This is a genomic window from Campylobacter sp. IFREMER_LSEM_CL2151 (assembly GCF_025771725.1).
Classification (GTDB): Bacteria; Campylobacterota; Campylobacteria; order Campylobacterales; family Campylobacteraceae; genus Campylobacter_D; species Campylobacter_D lari_C.
Map to the genome: position 1 here is coordinate 13,040 of NZ_JAKMQT010000001.1, position 24,737 is coordinate 37,776.

General features: G+C 30.2%; 24 protein-coding genes. 4 read left to right on the plus strand and 20 right to left on the minus strand.

Annotated features, from left to right (window positions below):
- Window positions 1-53: 53 nt before the first annotated feature.
- Genes L8V82_RS00085 through alaS form a run of 3 tightly spaced genes read right to left on the minus strand, consistent with a single transcriptional unit; the run spans window position 54 to window position 5,064 of the window.
- The gene (locus tag L8V82_RS00085) at window positions 54-1,985 is read right to left on the minus strand and encodes a PBP1A family penicillin-binding protein (protein WP_263723800.1); all 1,932 of its coding nucleotides are present in this window, start codon (window positions 1,983-1,985) and stop codon (window positions 54-56) included.
- Entirely contained in the window at window positions 1,985-2,527 is a 543-nt protein-coding gene (gene maf, locus L8V82_RS00090) for a septum formation inhibitor Maf (protein WP_263682070.1), read from the minus strand. The genes L8V82_RS00085 and maf overlap by 1 nt, the downstream gene beginning before the upstream one ends.
- Window positions 2,527-5,064, minus strand: a complete 2,538-nt coding sequence (alaS, locus tag L8V82_RS00095; RefSeq protein ID WP_263723585.1) for an alanine--tRNA ligase — start codon at window positions 5,062-5,064, stop codon at window positions 2,527-2,529. Before alaS ends, maf begins: the two co-directional genes overlap by 1 nt.
- Window positions 5,065-5,172: 108 nt before the next feature.
- Here alaS and L8V82_RS00100 point away from each other — a divergent pair, with 108 nt between their 5' ends.
- Genes L8V82_RS00100 through hemH form a run of 3 tightly spaced genes read left to right on the plus strand, consistent with a single transcriptional unit; the run spans window position 5,173 to window position 8,008 of the window.
- Window positions 5,173-6,249, plus strand: coding sequence for a DegT/DnrJ/EryC1/StrS family aminotransferase (locus tag L8V82_RS00100; protein WP_263678821.1), 1,077 nt, complete (start codon window positions 5,173-5,175; stop codon window positions 6,247-6,249).
- Window positions 6,246-7,103, plus strand: coding sequence for a Gfo/Idh/MocA family protein (locus tag L8V82_RS00105; protein WP_263678803.1), 858 nt, complete (start codon window positions 6,246-6,248; stop codon window positions 7,101-7,103). The genes L8V82_RS00100 and L8V82_RS00105 overlap by 4 nt, the downstream gene beginning before the upstream one ends.
- Window positions 7,104-7,105: 2 nt before the next feature.
- A complete protein-coding gene (gene hemH / locus L8V82_RS00110; RefSeq protein ID WP_263678802.1) occupies window positions 7,106-8,008 on the plus strand; it encodes a ferrochelatase in 903 nt (300 codons plus the stop codon).
- 27 nt (window positions 8,009-8,035) lie between these two features.
- Here hemH and L8V82_RS00115 read toward each other — a convergent pair whose 3' ends face one another.
- The 17 genes from L8V82_RS00115 to sstT all read right to left on the minus strand — a co-directional run bounded on the left by L8V82_RS00115 (window position 8,036) and on the right by sstT (window position 23,408).
- A complete protein-coding gene (locus L8V82_RS00115) occupies window positions 8,036-9,847 on the minus strand; it encodes a peptidoglycan D,D-transpeptidase FtsI family protein (RefSeq protein WP_263723586.1) in 1,812 nt (603 codons plus the stop codon).
- 3 nt (window positions 9,848-9,850) lie between these two features.
- Entirely contained in the window at window positions 9,851-10,144 is a 294-nt protein-coding gene (gene fliE, locus L8V82_RS00120) for a flagellar hook-basal body complex protein FliE (protein ID WP_039668591.1), read from the minus strand.
- A 3-nt stretch (window positions 10,145-10,147) separates the two neighbouring features.
- Complete coding sequence (gene flgC, locus L8V82_RS00125) at window positions 10,148-10,642, minus strand: flagellar basal body rod protein FlgC (protein ID WP_039618718.1); 495 nt, start codon at window positions 10,640-10,642, stop codon at window positions 10,148-10,150.
- Between the two features lie 10 nt (window positions 10,643-10,652).
- Window positions 10,653-11,084 (minus strand): flagellar basal body rod protein FlgB, encoded by a 432-nt coding sequence (flgB, locus tag L8V82_RS00130; RefSeq protein ID WP_039668590.1) that lies wholly within the window; start codon window positions 11,082-11,084, stop codon window positions 10,653-10,655.
- 92 nt (window positions 11,085-11,176) lie between these two features.
- Window positions 11,177-11,818: a leucyl/phenylalanyl-tRNA--protein transferase gene (aat, locus tag L8V82_RS00135; RefSeq protein ID WP_263678800.1), complete on the minus strand. Its 642-nt coding sequence runs from the start codon at window positions 11,816-11,818 to the stop codon at window positions 11,177-11,179.
- The gene (locus L8V82_RS00140; RefSeq protein WP_263723587.1) at window positions 11,793-13,922 is read right to left on the minus strand and encodes an AAA family ATPase; all 2,130 of its coding nucleotides are present in this window, start codon (window positions 13,920-13,922) and stop codon (window positions 11,793-11,795) included. Before L8V82_RS00140 ends, aat begins: the two co-directional genes overlap by 26 nt.
- Window positions 13,919-14,212 (minus strand): ATP-dependent Clp protease adaptor ClpS, encoded by a 294-nt coding sequence (locus tag L8V82_RS00145; protein ID WP_263723588.1) that lies wholly within the window; start codon window positions 14,210-14,212, stop codon window positions 13,919-13,921. The genes L8V82_RS00140 and L8V82_RS00145 overlap by 4 nt, the downstream gene beginning before the upstream one ends.
- On the minus strand, window positions 14,196-14,813 hold the full coding sequence (locus tag L8V82_RS00150) for a thioredoxin domain-containing protein (protein WP_263723589.1): 618 nt from the start codon (window positions 14,811-14,813) through the stop codon (window positions 14,196-14,198). Before L8V82_RS00150 ends, L8V82_RS00145 begins: the two co-directional genes overlap by 17 nt.
- A 12-nt stretch (window positions 14,814-14,825) precedes the next feature.
- Window positions 14,826-15,281: an SsrA-binding protein SmpB gene (smpB, locus tag L8V82_RS00155; protein WP_263663092.1), complete on the minus strand. Its 456-nt coding sequence runs from the start codon at window positions 15,279-15,281 to the stop codon at window positions 14,826-14,828.
- Window positions 15,281-16,036 carry a 4-(cytidine 5'-diphospho)-2-C-methyl-D-erythritol kinase gene (locus tag L8V82_RS00160; RefSeq protein WP_263723590.1) on the minus strand — a complete coding sequence of 252 codons (756 nt, stop codon included), beginning with the start codon at window positions 16,034-16,036 and terminating at the stop codon, window positions 15,281-15,283. The genes smpB and L8V82_RS00160 overlap by 1 nt, the downstream gene beginning before the upstream one ends.
- Entirely contained in the window at window positions 16,033-16,260 is a 228-nt protein-coding gene (csrA, locus tag L8V82_RS00165; protein WP_012661763.1) for a carbon storage regulator CsrA, read from the minus strand. The genes L8V82_RS00160 and csrA overlap by 4 nt, the downstream gene beginning before the upstream one ends.
- Complete coding sequence (gene truB, locus L8V82_RS00170) at window positions 16,254-17,072, minus strand: tRNA pseudouridine(55) synthase TruB (protein WP_263664372.1); 819 nt, start codon at window positions 17,070-17,072, stop codon at window positions 16,254-16,256. The genes csrA and truB overlap by 7 nt, the downstream gene beginning before the upstream one ends.
- Window positions 17,069-19,132 (minus strand): ATP-dependent helicase, encoded by a 2,064-nt coding sequence (locus L8V82_RS00175; protein WP_263659034.1) that lies wholly within the window; start codon window positions 19,130-19,132, stop codon window positions 17,069-17,071. The genes truB and L8V82_RS00175 overlap by 4 nt, the downstream gene beginning before the upstream one ends.
- Window positions 19,129-19,575, minus strand: a complete 447-nt coding sequence (locus tag L8V82_RS00180; RefSeq protein ID WP_074691700.1) for a hypothetical protein — start codon at window positions 19,573-19,575, stop codon at window positions 19,129-19,131. The genes L8V82_RS00175 and L8V82_RS00180 overlap by 4 nt, the downstream gene beginning before the upstream one ends.
- Entirely contained in the window at window positions 19,568-21,289 is a 1,722-nt protein-coding gene (locus L8V82_RS00185; RefSeq protein WP_263723591.1) for a M3 family oligoendopeptidase, read from the minus strand. The genes L8V82_RS00180 and L8V82_RS00185 overlap by 8 nt, the downstream gene beginning before the upstream one ends.
- A 4-nt stretch (window positions 21,290-21,293) precedes the next feature.
- Window positions 21,294-22,172, minus strand: coding sequence for an aspartate carbamoyltransferase catalytic subunit (locus L8V82_RS00190; protein ID WP_263723592.1), 879 nt, complete (start codon window positions 22,170-22,172; stop codon window positions 21,294-21,296).
- A gap of 9 nt (window positions 22,173-22,181) precedes the next feature.
- Window positions 22,182-23,408, minus strand: coding sequence for a serine/threonine transporter SstT (sstT, locus tag L8V82_RS00195; RefSeq protein ID WP_214124889.1), 1,227 nt, complete (start codon window positions 23,406-23,408; stop codon window positions 22,182-22,184).
- Window positions 23,409-23,538: 130 nt separating this feature from the next.
- Between sstT and metK the strand changes: the two genes are divergently transcribed.
- Window positions 23,539-24,732: a methionine adenosyltransferase gene (gene metK / locus L8V82_RS00200; RefSeq protein WP_039628549.1), complete on the plus strand. Its 1,194-nt coding sequence runs from the start codon at window positions 23,539-23,541 to the stop codon at window positions 24,730-24,732.
- The last annotated feature ends 5 nt before the right edge of the window (window positions 24,733-24,737 follow it).

Consider the following 24,737-nt stretch of genomic DNA (forward strand, 5'->3'; position numbering starts at 1 on the left):
AAAACATATAAAGGAAAATAAAAGGATAATTTTTATTATATAAAAAAATATTTTTAAAAAATTATCTCATTGTTTTCAGATAGAGCAGGGTTGTTTTTTGGAAATGGAGAAGTATTGGTATAATATTCTCTTTGCTTTTCATAAATTCCTTGATAAACTCCTTTTGGAATGATAAATTTTCTAGCACTATCAGGATAAAGTTCTAAGTATTTTGTTAAAAATTCTTTAAAAACCGGAGCAGCGGTTCTTGCACCACCTTCGATTTGTTTCATAGGTTTATTATCATCATTACCATACCAAATGATAGCTTCTATTTCAGGAGTCAAGCCACAAAACCACGCATCTACGCTTTTATTTGAAGTACCTGTTTTTCCAGCTATTTCAATCCCTTCTACTCTAGCATTACGTCCAGTACCTTTTTTAACAACATTTTGCATCATATCATTGACTAAAAAGGCTTGTTCAGGTTCGCTGATTTTTCTTTCTCCTGAATTAAATTCTACTACTATTTTGCCATTTTTATCAATTACTCTTTTAATGAGTATTAAATCTTTTTGCACGCCATAGTTTCCAAATACTGTATAAAGTTTAGCATAGTCATAAATAGAAATTCCAAAGCTACCCAAAACTATAGATAAATCAACCGGTATATTCTCAAAGCCCATAAATTGAAGTTTATCATGGATCACATCAAGTCCTAGGGCAAGAGCTAAATTTATGGTAGCTAGGTTTCTTGATCCAGTTAATGCTTCTTTTAAGCTTATAAGCCCTAGAAATTTTCCACCGTAATTTTTAGGTTTCCAGTCTTTCTCATCTTCTTTGGTACTTTCAAAAATTCTTGAAATATCAGCAACCTTACTCATAGGAGAATAGCCCATATCAATGGCAATTTGGTATAAAAAAGGTTTAAAAGAACTTCCAGGCTGTCTTAAACTTTGAGTAGCACGGTTAAAATTACTTTTTGTATAATTTACCCCACCTACTAAGGCTAATATGTCTCCATTTTGGTGATTTGCTACTATCATAGCTCCATTAAGTGTACTTAAATTGGCATCTTTGTCTCTTTTAACTATTTCATCATAGCCAAATTTTAAAGCTTCTCTTGCAATATTTTGCACATCAAGATCTATAGCAAGCTCTATTTTATAACCGCCACTTTTTAAGTCTTTAATTCCGCTTAGCTGTTTTAAAACTTCTTGAGTAACATAAGGAGCTGCATTTTGTGTTAAAGTATCATCATATACTTTTGGAATTTCTTTTAAGGCATTTTCATACTCTCCTTTAGAAATCCAACCAAGATTATACATTCTTTGTACTACGCTATTTGCTCTAGCTAAAGAAAGATCTAAATGTCTAGTAGGATCATAAGTACTTGGAGCCTTTGGCATACCTACTAAAATGGCAATTTCTTTCAAACTAAGCTCATCTAAATTTTTTCTAAAATACCCAAGCGCAGCAGTTTTTACTCCATAATATCCATGTCCAAAGAATATGAAATTTAAATATCTTTCTAAAATTTGCTCTTTAGTTAAAGTACTTTCTATTTTATATGCAAGCAAGGCTTCTTTTAGCTTTCTACTCAAAGTGCGCTCAGGGGTTAATTCTGTGTTTTTTATGAATTGTTGCGTAAGAGTGGAAGCTCCTTCCATGGTTTTTCCACCACTTCTTATGATTTTAATAGCTGCTCTAAAAATCGCATCTATATTAACCCCACCATGTTCAAAAAAGCTAGTATCTTCAATGGCTACCAAAGCTTCTATAAGTCTTGGTGGAAGTTCTTCATAAGGAGCGTAAAAGCGGTGTTGCTCAAAAACATTTGCAACTAATTTTCCATTTTTATCAAAAATTTGTGTTGTAAGAGGCGGTTTGTAATCTTTAAAGGTGTATTGATTTAAATCAGAATCAGAAAACAAATAAGCAATAAATATAAAAATTCCAACCGCACACACTACACAAAAAGAAAGAAATATTTTTAAAATTTTTATCATAAAAATGCTTTCAAAAGTTCTATATTAAGCCCTAGTGCTGTACTTTGATGGCCTATGATTTTTTTAATGTATTTTTTATGAAATCCCTCGCACATCACAGCTCCGGCTTTGCCTTGATAAAGTTTTGACTCAACGTATTCTTGCATATCTTTTAAATCAAATTTATCCAAAATCAAATCACACTTGCTAAGATTAAAAATCTTTTTATCTTCTAAAACTAAAATCATCGCACTTAAAACGCTAATGCTTTTGCCACTTTGCAAATTGAGCATATTAAAAGCCTCATTATCGCTTTTAGCTTTAGTAAGAATGATATTTTGAGCACAAACTATACTATCAGCAAATAAAACATTTTTTAAATCAGGATATTTTGCAAAAAACTGCCTTTCTTTTTCTAAAACAATTTTTTGCACATAAGAGTTTGGATTATCTTTTTTTACCAAGCTCTCATCATAATCGATAATAATTTGTTCAAAAGCGATATTTGCTTCTTTTAATAAAGCAACGCGCGAAGGCGAACTTGAAGCTAAATAAAGCATTAAGCAAGACTTTCTTCTATGATTTTCTTAGCATGATCAAGCGCTTGTTCTATTTTGCTTGTATCTTTACCACCAGCTGTTGCAAAATCATCTCTACCGCCACCGTTTCCACCAAGCATTTGCGCAATTTCTTTTACCAAAACACCAGCTTTCAATGAAGCGTCTTTAACACCTGCTGCTATGATAATCTTACCTTCTTTTTCTTGTAAAAGTAAAATTACAGCTTTGTTAAATTTATTTTTAAATTCATCTATCATGGTTTTTATATCGCCACTATCTATTTTTTGCACGCAATATTGAATGCCATTTAGTTCTTTAGAGTTTAATTCTGCTTTGTTTGAATTTTTTAATTCATTTTTTAAACTAGCTATTTCATTTTTTAATTTTGCTACATAGCTTAAAATATCATGAGTTTTTAACTCTTCTTTAACTTGGTTTAGTTCTTTTAAATTTTCATTAACATAATCAAGTGCAGCTTTGCTTACTACTGCTTCTATTCTTCTAACTCCAGCACTAACTCCGCTTTCTTTGATGATATAAAAACTTCCTATTTCAGAGCTATTTTTCACATGAGTACCACCGCAAAGTTCTTTACTAGCTCCTAGGGTTAAAACTCTTACTTTTTCTTGATATTTTTCACTAAATAAAGCTATGGCACCACTTTTTTTAGCTTCATCTAAAGCTAAAATTTCAATTTTAGCTTCATTTGCTTGCATGATGTAAGTATTTACTAAAGCTTCTATTTGCTTTAATTCTTCTTTGTTTAGGGCTTTTGGATGAGTAAAATCAAATCTTAATTTATTATGCTCTACCAAAGAGCCTGCTTGGCTAATGTGTGAGCCAAGAATTTCTCTTAAAGCATGGTGTAATAAATGTGTTGCACTATGATGTCTTGCGATTTGTTCTCTTTTTTTAGTATCTATGCAAGCTAACACTTCATCATTTGTTTTAAGATCTTGTTTTAATTTCACTTGACTAAGATTAATATCAAAGAATTTTTGTGTATCTAAAACCTCATTTTCATTGATAAAACCTATATCAGCGCTTTGCCCTCCACTTGTTGCGTAAAATGGAGTTTTTTCAAGCATTAACCATGCTATATCTCCTGCCTTAGCTTCGGTTATGATTTTAAAATTCTCATCCAAAATAGCCATGATTTTAGTTTTTTCTTCATAATTTTCATAGCCACTAAAAGTATTTTTGCCAAATTTTTCTAATAAAACTTTAAAGTCTCCGCTAATTGCTTTATCTCCACTTCCTTTCCAAGAAGCTTTGGCTCTATCTTTTTGTTCTTGCATAAGCTCATTGAATTTAGCCTCATCTATACTAAGATTTTTTTCTCTTAGCATATCTTGGGTTAAATCAAGCGGAAAACCATAAGTATCATAAAGTTTAAAAGCTACTTCACCGCTAAAAATATCTTTAGTTTTTTTAAGTTCTTCATTAAAAATTTCTATACCATTTTCAATAGTGCTTAAAAATCTTTCTTCTTCTAGTTTGATTTGTTCTTTAATAAATTCTTTTTTTTCATTTAAGTAAGTATAATGCCCACCCATTAACTCACAAACTACATCTACAAGCTCATACATAAAAGCTCTTTTAAGACCTAACAAATATCCATGTCTTAAGGCACGACGCATAATTCTTCTTAAAACATAGCCCCTGCCTTCTTTATCAAAGCCAACTCCTTGAGCAAGTAAAAATACACTTGATCTAATATGATCGGCGATTACTCTATAGCTAGCTCCACTTTCATAGGTATAAGTTTTACCGCAAAGTTTAGCAATACTCTCAATAATAGGCATAAACAAAGAACTATCAAAATTGCTAAATTTTCCTTCTTTTATAGCACTAACTCTTTCAAGTCCCATGCCTGTATCAATACTAGGTTTTGGCAATGGAGTAAGTGTGCCATCAGCACTTCTTTCATACTGCATGAAAACGAGGTTCCAAATTTCTAAGAACCTATCTCCATCACCACCCATATAATCTTCACTAGAATTAAAATGCTCAGCACCTTGATCATAAAAAATTTCACTACAAGGCCCGCATGGTCCAGTATCGCCCATTTGCCAGAAATTATCTTTATCGCCAAATTTATAAATTCTTTCTTTTTCTATATGTTTTTGCCAGAGTTCATATGCTTCATCATCGCTCTCATGTACAGTTACATATAGTCTTTCTTTAGGTAGTTTTAAAACTTCAGTTACAAACTCCCAAGCATAAGCAATGGCTTGTTCTTTAAAATAATCTCCAAAACTAAAATTTCCAAGCATTTCAAAGAAAGTATGATGTCTTGCTGTGTAGCCTACATTGTCTAAGTCATTATGTTTTCCACCAGCTCTTATACAAGTTTGACAACTTGTTTTACGCGGAGGATTAGGACGTGGTACTTCTCCGGTAAATATACTTTTAAAAGGCACCATACCTGCATTAGTAAAAAGTAAAGTTGCATCATCAGGCACTAAAGGGCTTGAAGGAGTGATTTCGTGTCCTTTTGACTTAAAAAATTCTAAATATTCTTTTCTTATATCCATAGATTTTCCTAGCTAGTTTTTTGCTTAAAATAATACCAAAAATACTTTAAATTAAGTAAAACTATCTTATAATCATGATTTTAAATTTACTAAGGTAATACAATGAAAATTCCTTTTATAGACTTAAATGCTCAATATAATGCTTATAAAAATGAAATCGATGAGGCTATTAGTGAAATTTTACAAAGCACTTCTTTTATAGGTGGTGCAAAATTAGAAGAATTTGAAAATAATTTAGCTAAATATGTAGGTATTAAACACGCAATAGGTTGTTCAAGTGGCACAAGTGCATTATTTTTAGCCTTGATGGCTTTGGGCGTGGGTAGAGATGATGAGGTAATAGTGCCAAGTTTTACCTTTATAGCTACAGCTGAAATGGTTGCTCTAATCGGCGCTAAGCCTGTTTTTGTAGATATTGATTTTAAAGATTATAATCTTAGTTTAGAAAAAGTTCAAAGTGCTATCACGCCTAAAACTAAAGCTGTAATTGCTGTGAGTATTTTTGGGCTTATGCCTGATATGTTTGCTCTAAAAGAGCTTTGTAAAAGTCAAAATATTGCTTTGATAGAAGATAGTGCGCAAAGTTTTGGAGCTAGTCAAAAAGGCATAAAATCATGTGCTATAGCTGATATATCTTGCACAAGCTTTTTCCCGTCTAAGCCTTTAGGTGCTTATGGAGATGGTGGAGCGATCTTTACCCAAGATGATGAATTAGCACAAAAAATAAAAATTTATTTAAATCATGGACAAGTGCAAAGATATAAGCATAAATACATCGGTATTAATGGAAGGCTTGATACCATCCAAGCAGCTATTTTAAATGTGAAATTAAAATACTTAGATGAAGAGATTAAAAAAAGAGAAGTAATAGCAAAAGTTTATGATGAAAATTTAAAAAATTGTATTTTACCGCCAAGAAAAGATGATTTTGTGAGTGCCCAGGCTCAATATAGCGTGCGTGTAAAGAATAGAGAAAAATTCATGCAAAAATTACAAGAGCAAGGTATACCTACTGCGGTGCATTATCCTTTGGGGCTTCATTTGCAAGAAGCTTTCGATTATCTTGCTCATAAAAAAGGTGATTTACCAAATACGGAGCTATTAAGTGATGAAATTTTATCCTTACCTATGAGTGCATTTTTAAAAGAAGAGCACCAAGCTAGAGTGATTGAGGCTTTTAAATGAAAATAGGGCTTATAGGCCTTGGTAAAATGGGTAAAAACCATTTAAGAGAACTTGAGCGTAATTTAAAAGTAAAAGAAATTCATCTTTATGATCCTTTTTGCAAAGATGAATTTAAACACTTTTTTCATAAAAATTTTGATGATTTTTTAGCACAAAATCTTGATGGTGTTATCATTGCCACGCCTACTCATACGCATTTAGATATAGCTTTAAAGGTTTTTCCTAAAATAAAAAATGTTTTGATAGAAAAGCCTTTGGCGTTAAATGTTGATGAAATTTTAATCTTAGAGCAAAAAGCTAGAGAAAACAAAGTCAGAGTAGGGGTGGGTTTTTGCGAGAGATTTAATCCTGCTATTTTAACTTTTAAAGAAAAACTTTTAGAAGATGAGATTATAAGTATTAATATACAAAGAATTTCGCCTTATCCGCAAAGAATAAACGATGTAGGTGTTTTAAGTGATCTTAGTGTGCATGATATTGACTTAGTTAGATTTTTAAGTCAAGAGCAAATTTTAAAAGCAAATATTTATAAAAGCTTCCATCATGATAAATTTGAAGATGAGGTAATGATAAGCTTAAAATTAGAAAATATCTTAGCAAGTATTCATGATAGCTGGAATGGACAATGCATTATAAGAAAAATTACAATTTTAGGTAAAAAACATACTTATGAGCTTGATCTTAAAAATTTTAAACTTTTTATCAATATGCAAAAAATTCCAAATTTATATGAAAACTCTCCTTTATATGCTGAGCATGAAGACTTTTTTGAGCTTTTGCAAAATGGAGTTTGTGAAAATTTAGCTAGTATTGAAGATGCTTTGAGAGTGCAAGAAATTTTAGAAGGTGTTTGATAGTGAAATATGTATTTTTTTTAAATATGGGCGGGGTTAATAAACTTGATGAATGTGAAGTTTTTTTAAAAAATATGTTTAATGATCCTTATATTTTAGGGATACAAAATGTTTTTTTAAGAAAATTTGTAGCCTTTATGATAAGAAAATCAAGATTAAAAGCTATGAAGCAAAACTATGAAAAAATGGGTGGGAAGTCCCCGCTTACCCAAATCACACAAAGTTTATGTGATAGATTAAATTCTAAAACTAGAGAATATAGCTTTGATTTTATCAGTCTTTATGTGCCACCCTTTGCAAATGAGGTTTTTTCAAAATATGATTTTCAAAAAAATGATGAAATCATTTTATTTCCTTTATACCCTCATCATTCTAAAACCACTGTAACTAGTTCTTTAGAAGTAGTGCAAAATGAGCTAAGAAGTGTCCAAAATCAAGCTAATGTAAAAATCATTGATGTTTTTTATAAAGATGAGCTTTATAATGAAATGATTATAAAGCATATTTTAGAAAAAAAGAAAGAATGTGATTATAAAACTTTGATTTTTTCTGCCCATTCTTTACCGCTTTCAGTGATTAAAAAAGGTGATTTGTATGAAAAACATGTGCAAGAGCATGTGGGTATCTTGAAAGAAAAGCTTAAAAATAAATTTGATCAAATCATTTTATCATATCAATCAAAACTAGGTCCAGTAAAATGGCTTGAACCTAATACAAGTGATATTTTAGCAAATTTAGATCAAAAAGCTTTGATTTATCCTATATCTTTTTGTATAGATTGTTCTGAAACGATTTTTGAGCTTGGAGCTGAATATAGACACTTAGCAAAAAGTGATTATGAGCTTATTGCTTGTCCTAATGATAGTGATGAGTTTATAGAGTTTATTTTAAATTGTTTAGTTTAGAGTCAAATAAAACTCTAAATTTTAAAGTTAGTTTGGATTAGTTTTTATCGTTTTGTTCTCTATAGGCTTTAAATAACTTTCTTTTATCATAAGATTTACTGTATCTTTAAACATAGGTAAAGCACTTTGTGCAGCATAATAACTATAAGCCTTGGTAGGATTTCTCACCAAAACCCCTATGGTATAATTGTTTTTCTCATCATTTGCAAAGCCAAAAAATGAAGCATTGTAGCGATTTGAAGTATAGCCTTTTCTCTCAGCAATCCTAGCTGTACCTGTTTTACCACCTATGATAATGCCTTGAGTTTGTGCTTTTTTACCTGTTCCTTTTTCTATAACATTGATTAAAATTTGTTGCATTTCTTTGGCAGCTTTACTTGAGAGAATTTTTTCTTTTTTAACTTCATCATCAAGTTTTATTAAGCGTCCATCTTGATAAATTTTATTTGCAATTTGTGGTGTGATATAAATTCCATCATTATTAAATACATTATAAGCAGCTAGAAGTTGCATAAAAGTTGTTTTTAAACCATAACCATAGCTTAATACAGATTTTTCTACTTCTCTTAATCTTTTTGGATTTGGTATTTCTCCTTTTTGTTCATAAGGAAGATCAATACCACTTCTTTCTCCAAAACGAAAAATTCTAAGCCCTGAGATGATTTCAAGATTGCTTAATCTTTGGGCGATTTTAATCATACCGACATTTGAAGAGTAGGTGATAACTTCTTCCATGCTCATTTTATCTTTTTTATGGTCATCGCGTATAGTAAAACGACCAAGCTTGTATTGACCACCTTGGGTGTTGATGATTTCATTGACTTTGATTTTATCAAGCATTAAAGCAGTGGTAAATATAAAAGGCTTTATAACAGAACCTGCTTCATAGCCATATTCTATCGCACTTGCATTAAGCACAGATAGATCTTTTCCACGATTTTGCGGATCATATCTTCTTGAGCTAGCAAGGGCTAAAATTTTCCCACTTTTACTTTCCATAATTGCAACTATAATTTCATTAGCTTTTAGATCTTCATTTCTTTTATCAATAGCCTTTTCTAAGCCTTTTTGGAGTTTTAGTGAAATATTTAAGTATAAATTACATCCATCTATTTTACGCTTTTCATAAGAGTGTAAATTTAAGATAATATTGCCACCTATATCTCTTAAACCTTGAATTTTTGCATTTTGTAAAGGGCTTAAGCATTCATTGTAATATTTTTCTAAGCCTTTTATGCCGACATTTTTAAAAATTTCGCTTTTTTCATCCATATAAGTTCTTGTGTAGCCTATGATAGGAGTAAGTGAGTCTTTTGGCATATACACGCGATCTTCTTTGTGTTCTATGATATCAAGTCCTCTTGTTTCAACTCTGCCATTGTTATTTGTAAAAGACTTAAAAAAACCTTGAGTATAAAGCTTTTTAGCTAATTCTTTTAAATAACTTGCATCTTTTGAATTAATATCTTGGAGTAAAATAAAATTATAACTTCTTCTTTTCTTTGTAAGCATTCTTTTTTTGATATCTTGCATTTGCTCATCACTTGCGCCACTATAAATTTGAAAAAGTGTTAAGAATAATTCTTTTTTATCAGGATTTAAACTTCTTAGATCAATCTCTGCTCTATAAATTTGCCTACTTGAAGTTACTGTAAAATTATCACTTGTGATGATATTACCTCTAAGAGCGGAAAAATATTGTTCTTTTTGGGTATTTGGTATATGGCGTTTTGAGGTTAGAAAAAAAGTAGAAAGTAAAAACAAGGCCATAAAAAACAGAGCCATACAAAAAGCAAAAGCTACCTTTGAAACTCTATTTCTAATGGTGTTTGAAAGCATATATTAAATTTGAGTTCTTGAAATTTCTTTATATGCGTTTATAGCCTTATTTCTAACTTCAAGCATAAATTTCATACTTGATTCAGCTTTGCTAATTGCAATTGCCGCTTGGTGTAAGTCTTTTACTTCACCTGTTGCGATGTCTACCATAGCAGCTTCAGCTGTTTCTTGAGTTTTATTAAGGTTGTTTATAGAATTTTTTAATAAGCTTGAAAATTCATCACCTATATTATTTGAGTTGTTATTATTTTTATTGTTAACATTGTTAAATTGATTTATACCATTAATAGTGTTCATTTATTAACCTCTTAGTAAATCTATCGCACTTTGTGCTATGGTTTTAGTGCTTGTAAAAGCGCTTACATTTGCTTGGTAAGCTCTTGTTGCTTCTATTAAATCGGCCATTTCAATGACAGGGTTTATATTTGGAAAAGCAACATAACCTTGTTCATTCGCATCTGGATGAGATGGATCAAATTTCATACGAAAATCTTTATCATCTCTTACAACCTTATCAACTACTACGCTCATTATAGCAGGTTTTGCATCTTTTTGCGAAGCAGGATCATTTAAAGGATTTTCATATTCTAAAAAATTATTATCTTTAGCGATTTGTTTATTTAGTAATTCATTAAAATCAGTCGCTTTAAAAATTACTTCTCTTCTTCTATATGGACCGCCTTCTGCTGTTCTAGTAGTGTTTGCATTAGCTATATTTGAGCTAATTACATTCATTCTAAAGCGTTGAGCGCTAAGTCCGTATCCGCTAATATCAAAATCACTTAAATAAGCCATTGTTTTTCTCCTAGCCTAATTTAGAGCTTGTTTCTATGATGGTTGAAAAAATATTACTTTGTCTTCTTAAAACACCATCTAAAGCAGTAATCATCATAGTATTTTTACTCATTTCAGTAGTTTCTACATCAAGATCTACTGTATTTGCATCATTTCTTGCTAAATGCCCATCTCTTAAATAAATGGTTGATTTATTAGGATCTGGAAATTTCCAAGGTTTTTGATGATTTGCATTTGTACTTGCTAATTCAAGCTCTTTGGTATCTTTCTTTTTAAAAATTTCATTTGCTCTATTAACTAAAGCAGTTTCAAATTCTATATCTCTTGCTTTATAAAAAGGAGTATCAACATTTGCAAGGTTAGAATTAATCATTTGACTTCTTAGGTTTCTTCCTGCTAAAGCATCAACAATAAGTTCTTTTGATTTAAAAGGGCTTATCATAGTTTTTCCTTTAAAATAAAGCTTTTATAGACTAAAAGCAAAAATCATTCCAAAATATTTATGCAATTTTGTTTATCTATAAGTATATCTTTTTATAGTAAATTTTCGAAATTTTTAAAGCCACTTTCAAGCGAAACTTTTTTTTCTAGTGTTTTTAAAAAATCTTTTTTTGTCATTTCTTTAGCGCCCATAAATTTTAAATGCTCATTAGGCACTTGACAATCTATTAAAAAATCATATGGTTTTAAAAGCTCACAAAGTCTTATTAGGGCTACTTTTGAGGCATCTTTTTTAAGACTTATCATGCTTTCGCCAAAAAATATTTTACCTATGATAAGTCCATATAAACCGCCGATTAAAACATCATTTTCATAAACTTCGACACTATGAGCTAAATTTTGCTCAAAAAGCTTTGTATAAACTTGTATAAACTCTTGACTTATCCAAGTTTTTTTTCTTTTTGCGCAATGACTTATAAGAGAGTTAAAATCAAAATCAAGTCTTATTTCATAAGTTTTTAAAGCTTTTTTTATGCTTTTTTGTATACGCACTTCATCGGGTAAAAGCACCATTCTAGGAGAAGGGCACCACCAAGTAACAGGATTACTAGTCCATGGAAAAAGCCCTAGACGATAAGCATGAGGTATAAAGTCTACTTCTAGCTTTTCGCTAATAAAAACAGGCGCATCATCAGGACTTTTTAAAAGTTTAGAATACAAATTCGATTTTTTCATTTTTGGAAAGTTTGAGTTTTAATTTACCACCATTTTTTAATTTTCCAAACAAAATCTCATCGCTTAATCTCTCTCCTAATTCTTCGGTAATAATGCGTTTTAATAATCTGACTCCAAAATCTTTATTATTGGTTTTTTTAGCAAGAAATTCTTTTACTTTTTTATCAGCTTCTATGGTGATATTATTTAAATTTTTCGCCATTAAATCTAGCTCTTTTTGGACGATTTGTTCTAAAATTTCTTGATTTAAGTCATTAAAATGAATGATTTTATCAATACGGTTGATAAATTCAGGCGCAAAAAAATCTTTTATGGCTTTATTGCTTTTTTCTTTATCGCTGCTTAAAAAACCAAGCTCATTACTTTCTTTTAAGCCTAAATTGGAGGTCATAATGATAATAGTATTTTTAAAATCAGCTTTTAATCCACTATTATCCGTTAAACTTGCATTATCAAAAATTTGTAAAAAAGTATTAGTTAAATCAGGATGAGCTTTTTCTATCTCATCAAATAAAACTACGCTAAAAGGATTTTTTCTAATACTATTACTAAGCAAGCCACCATCTTCATAGCCCACATAACCTGCTGAAGTTCCTATGAGTTTGCTCACATCATGTTTTTGTGAGTATTCACTCATGTCAAATCTTTCAAGATTAAGATTTAAAATTTGTGCTAAATTTTTAGCAAGTTCGGTTTTGCCAACCCCGCTTGAACCGGTAAATAAAAACACGCCTTTTGGGGTGTTTTTACCTTTTAATCCTGCATAGCTTTGTTTTAAAATAGAACATAAAGCTTTAATAGCTTCATCTTGCCCAAAGATGTTTTGTTTTAAATCATGCTCTAAGTTCTTAAGAATTTTACCTTGATCGCTTTCATAAATTTTATGGGAATGCGTCATCCTTGCTAAAGTATTTTCTAAATCTTTTATTTTTACTATTTTTTTATTTTTTTTATCTTCTAAAGCAAAGCTTGCACCAAGCTCATCGATTAAATCAATCGCGCTATCTGGTAAAAATTTATCATGTAAAAATTGTTTTGCTAGTTTTATACTTGTTTGTAAAATTTCATCACTGATTTTGATTTTGTGAAAATTTTCATATTTACTTTTTAAGCCTTGTAAGATTAAAAAACACTCTTCTTCGCTTGGTTCATCTATATCAATTTTTGCAAATCTTCTACTTAGAGCTTTGTTTTTATCAAAGGTGTTTTTATATTCTATAAAAGTAGTTGCTCCTATGCATTTGATGTTGCCATTACTTAGTGCAGGTTTTAATAAATTTGACATATCTGCATGACTTTCATTGCTTGCGCCGGTTCCTACTATGGTGTGAATTTCATCTATAAATAAAATAGCATTAGGGATATTTTCTAATTCTTTAATGATATCTTTTAACCTTTTTTCAAAATCACCCCTATATTTTGTCCCCGAAAGCAAGCTTGTCATATCAAGGTTATAAATTTTTGAGTTTTTTAAATGTTTTGGCACTTTTTCTTCAGCTATAGCTAGTGCTAGCCCATCTATAATAGCACTTTTACCAACACCTGGTTCACCAACTAAAATAGGATTATTTTTCTTGCGACGGCTTAGAATTTGCATCATTCTTTCAAGTTCAAATTTCCTACCTATAACAGGATCTATTTTGCCTTTTTTTGCAAGCTCAACTAGCTCTATGGTATGGGTTTTTAAATTTTCAAATTCAACATTTTGTAACAATTCTTTTATTTTTTCTTCTTCTATTAGGTGTTTTTTTAAGATATTATAAGAATAAGCTTTTTCTTCTTTGCAAAGTGCGATGATAAAATCAATCACACTTGTTTGATTTTTTGCATTTAGCTTGTGTAATATATTTTCCAAGATCACAGAAAAAATAGGTTCTATTTCTTTTTTTAAAATTTCATTATTTTTAGCTAGATAATTTTTTAATTCATTTTCAAAGCCTTGTAAATCACCATCTCCGATTTCTTCAAGTAGATTTTTAAAATCATTACTAAGCTTAACTAAAGCAAAAAGCAAATGTTCACAAGTGATAAATTCATGATGATTGATAAAGCTTAAATGTCTTGCATTTGGTATAAATGAGTCAATTAATTCTTTATATTTCATTGTTCTTCTATCCTTGTTTGGAGTGGAAAATCATTGTTTTTTGCTGCCATGTCAACTTGCTGTTTTTTACTTAGTGCAATCTCTTCTGTGTATATACCACAAACTCCACTTCCTTGATGATGAATTTCAAGCATAATTGCACTTGCCTTTTCAAAATCATGATGAAAAATATTCATTAAAATTTCAATTACAAAATCCATAGTGGTAACATCATCATTTAAAAGCAAAACCTTAAACATTTTAGGTTCTGCTAGTTTTTGTTGCTCTAAAATTTCACTTTTTAGACTCATTTAATATCCTAGTAATGTCTTCTTGCATAATCTCAGTAGAAACTTTCCCAAGATAATATTTCACATAACTTTTTGAGTCTTTATTCCAAAAGTCTGTTAAATCTTGATAAACACCATCTTTTAAAACTACTTTAAAAGGAAGTTGTTCCATGCTTTGATAGTTGATATCTTTTAAAGCTTGTGCGACAATTCTATCATTTTCTTTAGAATTGCTTAAAAAATAATACGCCCCATATTTAATGGCAAAATCTTTTACGGTTTGATCGCTTACATTTTCAAAATGACTAAGCCCTATGATGATAAAATTATCTGTATTTTTTTGCCACAAGCTTGTTAGATGGGTAGCTTCTTCTTGGCAAGGTGTGCAAAAGGTTCCAAAAAAATCAAACATTAAAATTTTATTCTCTTCGCCCTTTACCACAAAACCATTTTGTGTTCTTACTAAGGTTTTTTCACCTCCATTGACACTTTTTAAAAGAATTTCATCGCCCATTTTATACTCAGCAAACGCAAATTCATTTTCAATTTTTTCTTCACTTGAGCAAGCATTTATTAAAAATGCAAAAGCAAATGTAAAAAATAAATAAGCAATTTTTTTCATCAAAATCCTTTTTTAATAATGATTTTTCATAGCAGCTCTTGCCTCAAGATCTGCTTGTTTTTTCTTTAAACTTTCTCTTTTATCGTGTAAGTTTTTTCCTTTGGCTAAGGCTATTAAGACTTTTGCTTTATTTTTTTCATTAAAATAAAGTTCTAATGGAACTATAGTAAAGCCTTGAGTGCTAATTTTACCAAAAAGCCTATCGATTTGCTTTTTATGCATTAAAAGTTTTCGCGCGCCTTTTTCATCATGCTTATAAAAGGAATGTGTAGTACTAAGATGAGAAATATGAGCATTAAGTAAGAAAATTTCACCTTTGATAATACGCACAAAAGAATCTTTTAAATTTGTTCTACTAGCTCTTAATGCTACTACCTCAGAGCCTTTTAAAACAATACCTGCTTCAAATTTTTCCAAAATTTCATAATCAAAAAAAGCTTTTTTGTTTTTTACTATAGTTTTTTTCATCATTTAGCCTTAAAAACTCCACTTCCACTTCCACTTAAAAAATAAGCCTCATCAAGAAAAGTTTGCATTTTAGGATAAATTTTTGCACAAGGAGCAAATAAGTCATTTAAATCAGTATTTTTATACTCTAAAATTTCGCTTGTTTTGAGTGTTTTAAGTGTTTTGGACAAATTTAAATTTGCTGTTAAATCATATGAGCTTTCATCAAATGCTTTATATACTTTTGCACTTGAGCATTCAATAGCTGGAAAAGTAAAATCAAGTTGGGTAAAATCATCTTCAAAATATTCTACAATCTCGCCACACCCGCTAACATTTGCACTATCATATCCACTTAAAAAAAAGATTAAATCAGAACCGAGTTTTTGGCAGATTTGTTCAAGTTGTTGTTGGTTAAGTTTTAAATTTAAAGCTTCGTTGATCATAAGCAAAAATGTAACCGCATCAGTGCTACTTCCACCAAGGCCTCCACCTATGGGAATGTTTTTGGTAAGCTTTAAACTTTTGTCTTTAAAAAATTCATTTAATTCATTAGAAAAACCTAAATTTTCTAATTCTTTATAAGCTTTGTGTATGATAGTATCTTGAGTAAAATTTCCAGTGATTTCAAATCCTTCTTTTGTTTTTTCATCACTAAAGCTTAATTCATCAAAAATATCTTTTAGTAAAACAAAGCGTGATTGTAATAAATGATAAGATCTTAAATCAATTCCTATGATTTTTAAAAAAATATTAGCTTTTGCGTAAGCTTTCATTTTTTAAGCTTTTTACTTAGATCGTCAAGTTTTATCGTTTCATCGCTAATTGCATGTAAATTTTCACTTTTTACTTGCTCGATAAGCTCTTTGCGTAGTATCATTAAAGACTTTGGAGCTTCGATGCCTATTTTAGCATAGCCTTTGCCTGTTTGAACTACTTTGATTTCTATATCATCTCCGATTTTTATACTTTCATTTTCTTTTCTTGATAAAATTAACATTTTAATACCTTATTTAAATAATATTGCACTTGATTATCTTGGATAGAAATGATAGAAAAAAAATCTTTTTCTTCTAAAATATAGCTACCTTCTTCTTGAATTTCCAAATCGTCCAAAAATATTTTTTGTCCATTGTGTAATTTTTGGGGATATTTTATCGTATTTTTTCTAAGATTTAAATAAGCTAAAGGATTTAACTCTTTTTCATTCTCATAAAAAAACCTTCCCTCGCTTAAACGCTCTAATGAGCTTAGTGTGGCTTTAATACCAAGTTTTCTAGCAAATAATTCACAATAAGAGCGTATATAAGAACCCTCGCTAACTGCTATTTCTATGGTTAAAAAGGGGTGGCTATAGTGTAAAATTTTAGTATAAAAAATATCCATAACACAAGGCTTTAAATTGACTTCAAAACCTCTTTTTGCAAGCTCATAAGAGCGCACCCCATCTATTTTTTTTGCACAAAATGCGGGTGGGGTGTAGGTGATTTTACCTAAAAGTTCATTTTTAATTTGTTCTAAAACTTTCTCTTCAAAAGCATTTATAAGATTGATTTCTTTGATATTTTGATTATCAAGGCTTAGTGAATGCGCGCCTAGCCAAAGTGTTGCTTTATAAACTTTTGGATTTTTATCAAAAAAACGAAAAAGTTTTGTGTATTGATCAAAGGCTATGAGTAAAACACCTTTTGCAAAAGGATCAAGTGTTCCTGAAAAACCTGCTTTTTTATTTTTATATTTTTTCTTGAGTTTGCCTAAAAAAGCATTAGAACTCATACCGCTTGGTTTATAAGCTACAAAAAGTTTATTCATATCACTTTTTCCACAAAACTTGACATTATCATTCTTTCTATGCCTCCAAAATTAATCGTGAGTTTTTCTTCAGCACCTATTTTACTTACCCCAGTGACTCTGCCTATGCCAAAAATTTTATGTTTGATTAAATCGCCTTTTTTGTAGCAATTTTTTTGATGATCTAGTGTTAATTCTTTTTTGATTACATTACTCTCACCAAAAAATCTACTTTTTTCTAATCTTGTGCGACTTCCTTTATAAAATCTAGAATTAGCATAACTTAAATAAAGTTTTTTCTTGGCTCTAGTGATTGCTACATAGGCAAGTCTTCTTTCTTCTTCTATATTGCTTGATTCGCTAGTGAGTGGGAAAAATCCTTCTTCTAAACCTATGATAAAAACATAATCAAACTCAAGTCCTTTGCTTGCATGAATACTCATAATACAAATACTTTCTTTATCAAGTCCATCTTGCTCATTAAGTAAAGAAATTTCATTTAAAATATCATCTAAGCCATTATAATTTCCATGAGTAATTTTATCTTTTAAATTAGCATAAAGTTCATCTATATTTAAAAGTTTATCTTCGCCCTCTGGATTATCTTTGTAAAATTCTTTGATTTTAAATTCTTCTTCTAAGGCTAAAATCATTGCAAGCAAATCATCTTTTTCTTTAATTTTGTGTATGCTTAGTATGAATTTTTCTAACTCTTTGTCTGTTTTTTTACTAAAAAAACCACTTCCTTGCAAAGCACATAGACTTTCAAATAAAGACAAATGATTTTCTTTAGCATAATTTTCTAGCTTTTCTAAACTTGCATTACCAAAGTTTCTTTTAGGGCGGTTGATAATGCGTTTAAAAGAATAATCATCATTTAAATTTGAAAGCAATCTTAAATAAGAAATAATATCTTTAATTTCAGCTCTTTCATAAAAACGAATTCCACTTAGCAATTTAAAAGGAATTTTTTCTTTGCTAAAAGCTTCTTCAAGAGCACGAGATAGGGCATTTACTCTATAAAGTATGGCTATTTCACTAGGATTAATCCCCGAGTTTAAAAGTTTTGAAACTTCTCTTGCAACCTTAAAACTTTCAATTTTTTCATCATCATTTTGTAAAATTGTAATTTCTTCGCCCTCATCTTTGGTACAAATCAAAGTTTTTCCTAGTCTTTTTCTATTATGCTCTATAAGCTCATTTGCAGCTTGCAAAATAGCGCTAGTTGAGCGATAATTTTGCTCTAGTTTGACTAATTTTACATTGTTAAATTGTTCTTTGAAATTTAAGATATTTTCTATTTTAGCTCCACGCCAACCATAAATACTTTGATCATCATCACCCACCACACAAATATTTTCATGAGACACGCAAAGTTTTTTTAGAATTTGATATTGTAAGGCATTAGTATCTTGATACTCATCTACTGTTATATAAGTATATTTTTGACTTTGCTCTTGTGCAAATTGTTCATCTTCTAAAATTTTATTAGTTAGCATGAGTAAATCATCAAAATCCATGAAATTATTTTGGATTAAAAAATGCTCATATTGCTCATATAAATGAATGATTTCTTCGTAATTTTTGTTTTTTTCATCTTTTAAAAATTCTAATTCTTTGCGTATTTCTTGAGCGCTTTTGCTTTGATTTTTAAAATTTGAAATATAAGCACCTATGCTTGCTAAAGAGCTTTGCAAATTTTCGCTAGCTAAATCTTTTAGTATTTTCTTTTTATCATCTGTATCAATAATGACAAAATTATTTGCTCTATTAATTCTTTCGCTATAAAGTCTTAAAAATAACAAACCAAATTTATGAAAAGTACATAAAAGGGGATTATGTAAATTTTGATCTTGTAAAAGTGCTAAGGCTCTTGTTTTCATTACATTAGCAGCTTTATTTGTAAAGGTTAGTGTGAGGGTATTTTGCGCAGGAATACCTACATGATCAATCAAATAAGCAAGTCTAGTGGTAATGGTTTTAGTCTTTCCACTACCTGCGCCTGCTAGTATCAGCATAGCTCCATCAATATGCATGATAGCTTCTTTTTGGCTATCATTTAAACCTTCAAAAAAACTCATTTTTTAAATAAATCTTTATTGTTAGGATTATTTAAAAAAGCATTCATAGACTTTTCTTTTAATTTTTGATCATTTTGCTTTTTGAAATAGTTTGAAAAATTAACAAAAATGATATTATCTTCAACTTGAATTTGAGTAATTGCTCCTAAATCCACTTTCACAAAGGTTGCAAAATCATCAGGTCCAAAACCCGCATGAAATTCTATATGCTCATTTGTTAAAACTATGGACTTAAAAGTATAACCACCAAGTGCGAAAAGACAATAAGGATTTTTACTCACTACATCTAATTCTGGTGGCAAAGGAGGTTCGAGTGTAACAAATTTAGTATTTACAATGATATTAAACTCAATATCTTCTTGGATTAAAATTTGCAAACATTCATAAATGCTTTTTTGCATTAAACTTATAAAATTTTTATTATTTAAAATTTTATCAATCATTGCTTAACCTTAAAAATTCATCTACTAGTATTCTAACTTGCTCTAAGCCTATATTCCAAAACTCGTCACTTTCTATATCAAAGCCAAACATAGCTACAAGTTCTTTTGGGCTTTTGCTTCCCCCACTACTTAAAAACTCAATATAAATTGAGGTAAAATTAGAGCATTTGCCACTTTTATATAGACCATAAAGCGCTAAAACTAAAAGTTGTGCATAAGCATAAGCATAGCAGTAAAATGGAGAGTGTATAAAATGTGGTATATAAGAATACCAAAGGCCATAGTTTTTAGTTAAAACTACGCTATCTTGAAACATTTTTCTTGATTCTTCAAGCCAAATTTCACTTAGTTCTTGAGCACTTAACTCTTCTTTTTTAGCATGAAACCTGCGTTCAAAAGTAGTAAAATTAATCTGTCTATAAAGAGTAGCAAAAATATCTTCGATTTTTGCTGCATATAAAGATAAAAGCTCTTCTTTGTCTAAATTTTCTTTAATATAATCAAAAATCAACATTTCTGCAAACACTGAAGCAGTTTCTGCTGTAGTTAGTGGTGTATCTTGATTTAAAAAACTTACTTTATAAGAAAGTTTTTGATGTATAGTGTGGCCTAGCTCATGTGCTAGAGTGAAAAGATCGCGTCTTTGGTTGGTATAGTTTAAAAGTATGAAAGGATGGCTTAGTGGCGTGCTTGAGTGAGAAAAAGCACCGCTTTGTTTAAATTCTTTAGGGTAAACATCGATCCAGTTATTTTCAAAAGCTTCTTTTGCTATCATATAAAAATCTTTAGAAAATTTTTCAAAGGCTTTTAAAACTATATCCTTTCCCTGGTCAAAATCAACTTGCATTTCCTTTCCAATAGGCGCATAACGATCATAATCTTTTAGCTTTTTATATCCTAGAATTTTTTTCTTTGTATTGTAAAATTTAGAAACAATATCAAAGCTATTCTCGCTAGCACTAATAAGTGCATCAACACTTTTTTTAGAAATTTGATTTCTTATATGTCTTGGGGTTTCTGGACTTTCATAAGATCTTAACTCACAAATACTAGCAAGTTCGCTTTTAATCATATTGAAAATATATACTAAAAGTTTGTTTTGTTTTTTTAAGGTTTTACTAAAGCATTTTGAAGCTTTTTTTCTAATGCTTCTATCTTTATCATAAAGCTTGCTTAGAATTTCTTCTTCGCTTAATTTTTGCCCTTCAAAATTAAATTTTAAAGCACTAAATGTCTCATCAAATAATCTTGCAAATGCATTTGAACCTGTACTTGATAGAGCTAATATAACTCTTTCTTCTTTTTTAGAAAGATTGTGTTTTTTGTGTTTGATAAGATTATTTAAATAAAACTCATAATCTTTGCAAAATGTGATGAAAGTTTTACTTTTTTCTTCTTTTAACTCGCAAAATTCGAGTTCAAAAAATAAAAGATTTTCTTCTATTTTTTTACTTAAATTTTCATATTTTGCATAAAAAGCACCCTTGGTAGTATCTTGAGCAAAATTTAAATACACATAGGTTAGTATGTGGGAAAGCTTTAAGATTAATTCTTCATAATTTTTTAAAGCTTGTAAGAATTGCTCATTGCTTAAACTATGAAGATTATTTTCGTATTGTTTTTTAAATTCACAAGCATCATCTTGGGTTTTTTGTAAAAAAAGATTTAATTCTTGCTTATCTTTAAATAATGTACTTAAGTTCCAATTTTGCATGATTTTAACTTTCTAAAATGAGTTTTTTTAATACAGCCATTCTAATGGCAACGCCATTTTTAACTTGAGTTAAAACCTTACATCTTTTATCGGCCATTACTTCATCGCTAATATCAATATTTCTATGCACAGGACCTGGGTGCAAGATAATGAGATTTTTATCTTTTATTAAATCTTTGCTAATACAAAAATCATTTGCATAATCTTTAAGCGATGCATAGGTTGGGATATTGTGTCTTTCAGTTTGTGTTCTAAGACTCATGATAATATCAATATCATCAATAACTTCTTTTAGTTTATTTGTTTTTTTAATAGGATGATTTGGCATAAAATGAGGTGGGGCTACTAGGGTGATATCAATACCAAAGCGAGGTAATAATTCTAAATTTGAAGCAGCAACGCGTGAGTTTTTAATATCTCCTACTATTGCTATTTTTTTACCTTTAACATTATAGTTAAAATGCTCCATTATAGTAAAAAGATCAAGTAAAGCTTGGGTAGGATGAGCATGCTTGCCATCGCCTCCATTAACTATAGGACAATGAGTATAATTTGCTAAAGTATGAGGCACACCTGAGTTTTTGTGTCTAACTACAATAGCACTTGGCGCCATTGCGTCTAAATTCGCAGCAGTATCAAAAAGTGTTTCACCTTTACTTGAGCTACTTCTTGAAACATCTAATTTTAAAACTTTAGCACCCAGTCTTCTTGCAGCTGTTTCAAAGCTTGATTGAGTGCGCGTTGAGTTTTCAAAAAAAATTGTTGTAACGCTTTTTCCTTCTAAAAATGTACGTGGTTTTTCATCTAAGAATTCTTTTGCTTCTTTAAATAAAGCTAAGATTTCATCATTGTTAAAATCTTTTGTAGTGATTAAATGCCTCATAAGCCCTCCTTAAATTTTTAAATTAAGCTCATTATCTGAACAAATGGCGCTAAATAAAACGTCCGTTGAGCTATTTAAAGCTGTTTCAACGCTATCTTGAATAACCCCTATGATAAAACCAACCGCAACTACTTGCATAGCTATGTCATAATCAATATTAAACAAAGAGCAAGCAAGTGGTATAAGTAAGAGTGAACCTCCAGCAACCCCGCTAGCTCCACAAGCTGCAAATGCAGCTAAAACACTCAAAAGCATAGCTTGTAAAAAATTTATTTCAATGCCTACTGTGTGAGCTGCTGCAAGACTTAATATAGCAATGGTTACAGCTGCTCCTGCCATATTAATCGTAGCGCCTAGTGGAATGGAGATACTATATAGGTTATTGTTGATATTTAATTTAGAGCAAAGTGCCATATTTACAGGGATGTTTGCTGCAGAACTTCTTGTGAAAAATGCAAAAACAGCACTATGTTTTAAGCAAATAAAAATCAAAGGATAAGGATTTTTCTTTGTATAGGCAAAAACAATTAAAGCATTAATCACAAAGGCTACAAAAAACATAGTTAAAACTAAAATTATTAATAATTTAATATAACTTAAAAGCCCTGCTGCTCCTGTTTGAGCAACTGAATTTGCTACAAGTCCAAAAATTCCAAAAGGAGCAAGTTTGACTATAAATTTAACGATTTTTAACACACCTTCGTTGATATCAGTAAAAAGTTGCTTTGCATCATTAGAGCAATGCCTTAGGGCAAAACCTCCGCCTATGGCCCAAGCTAATATGCTTAAATAATTTCCTGAAGATAAAGCGTGGATAGGATTATCTACGATTTGAAAAAGTAAGGTTTTAAATACTTCGCCTATATGCGCAGGACTTGTGGTGGAGGCTTTTTCAATATCGGTTAATACTAATTCTACGGGAAAGACAAAGCTTATACTAACTGCGCTTAAAGAAGCTAAAAAAGTTCCAAATATATATAAGAAAATGATATGTTTTATTTTTTCACTTCCATGGTTAAATTCTTTTGTGCAAATAGTTGTTAAGATTAAGATAAAAACCAAAATTGGCGCTATAGCTTTTAAAGCTCCTGTAAATAAAGCACCAAAAATATTTGCAAAAATAGCTAAATCTTTAGAAAAAACACCTACTAAAATTCCTAAAACAATACCTATGCAAATTTGTAAAATAAGATTTCCATCTTTATAACGTTTGATTGCACAAGAAAATAAACTCATTTCTTACCTTTTTTTGTAGTGATAAATTTTTAATTTATTCTAACAAAGTAAAGCTTAAATAAGCTTTTTTATTTTTAAGCTAGCTTATGTTAGAATAGAGCTATCATTTTTATGATAAGGAATATAAAATATGTATTTATTTACTTCTGAAGTTGTTAGTGCAGGACATCCTGATAAATGTGCTGATATTATAGCTGATTCTATAGTGGATGCTTTTTTAACTCATGATAAAGACTCAAGGGTTGCTAGTGAGGTTTTTGTAGCAGGAAATAAAGTAGTAATTGGTGGCGAGATTAAATCAAAACATAAGCTAGAAAAACAAGATTATGAAAATATCGTAAAAAAAGCTTTAGCGGATATTGGTTATGATGGACATCCGCATTTTAGCAAAAAGCAATGTTTACATCCTGATGATTTAGATGTAATGGTATTTTTAAATGAGCAAAGCCCTGATATTAATCAAGGTGTTGATCAAGAAGATGGAGAAATTGGAGCAGGTGATCAAGGGATAATGTTTGGTTTTGCAAGTAATGAAGCAAAAGAATATATGCCAGCAGCTATTTCTTATGCTAGAATGCTTTGCGATAAAGTATATGAGTTTGCAAAAAACAATCCTGATAAACTTGGAGTGGATATTAAAACTCAAGTGACAATTGATTATGTAAATAAAGAAAATTTTGAAAATTGCAAACCTCAAAGCATCCATACTATTGTAGTTTCAGCTCCTTGTGTTGAAAGTATGAAAATAGAAGATTTAAGAGCTTTGGTGATGGATTTGATTTTAGATTCAAATTTACCAAAAGAGCTTTTTTGTCCAGAAAAAACAAGAATTTTAATCAACCCAACGGGAAAATATGTAAATCACAGCTCATTACATGATAGTGGTTTAACAGGAAGAAAACTTATAGTAGATAGCTTTGGTGGCTATGCTCCAATAGGAGGTGGTGCGCAATCTTCTAAAGATTATACTAAGGTTGATAGAAGCGGGCTTTATGCTGCAAGATGGCTTGCTAAAAATATCGTAGCAGCAGGGCTTGCTAAAAAATGTATAGTGCAGCTTTCTTATGCTATAGGTGTAGCTAAACCAACTTCTGTAAGTGTGGATTGTATGGGAACAAATACAAGATTAAATGATGATATTTTAAGTGATTTTGTGATGAAAACTTTCCCATTAACTCCAAATTGGATTAAAAATAAATTCAATCTTGATAAACCAAGTAAAGATACTTTCATGTATGCTGATGTAGCTGCTCGTGGTCAAGTGGGGCAGGCTGATTATCCTTGGGAAAAATTAGACGCTCTTGATGAATTTAAAGCATTATAAAATGA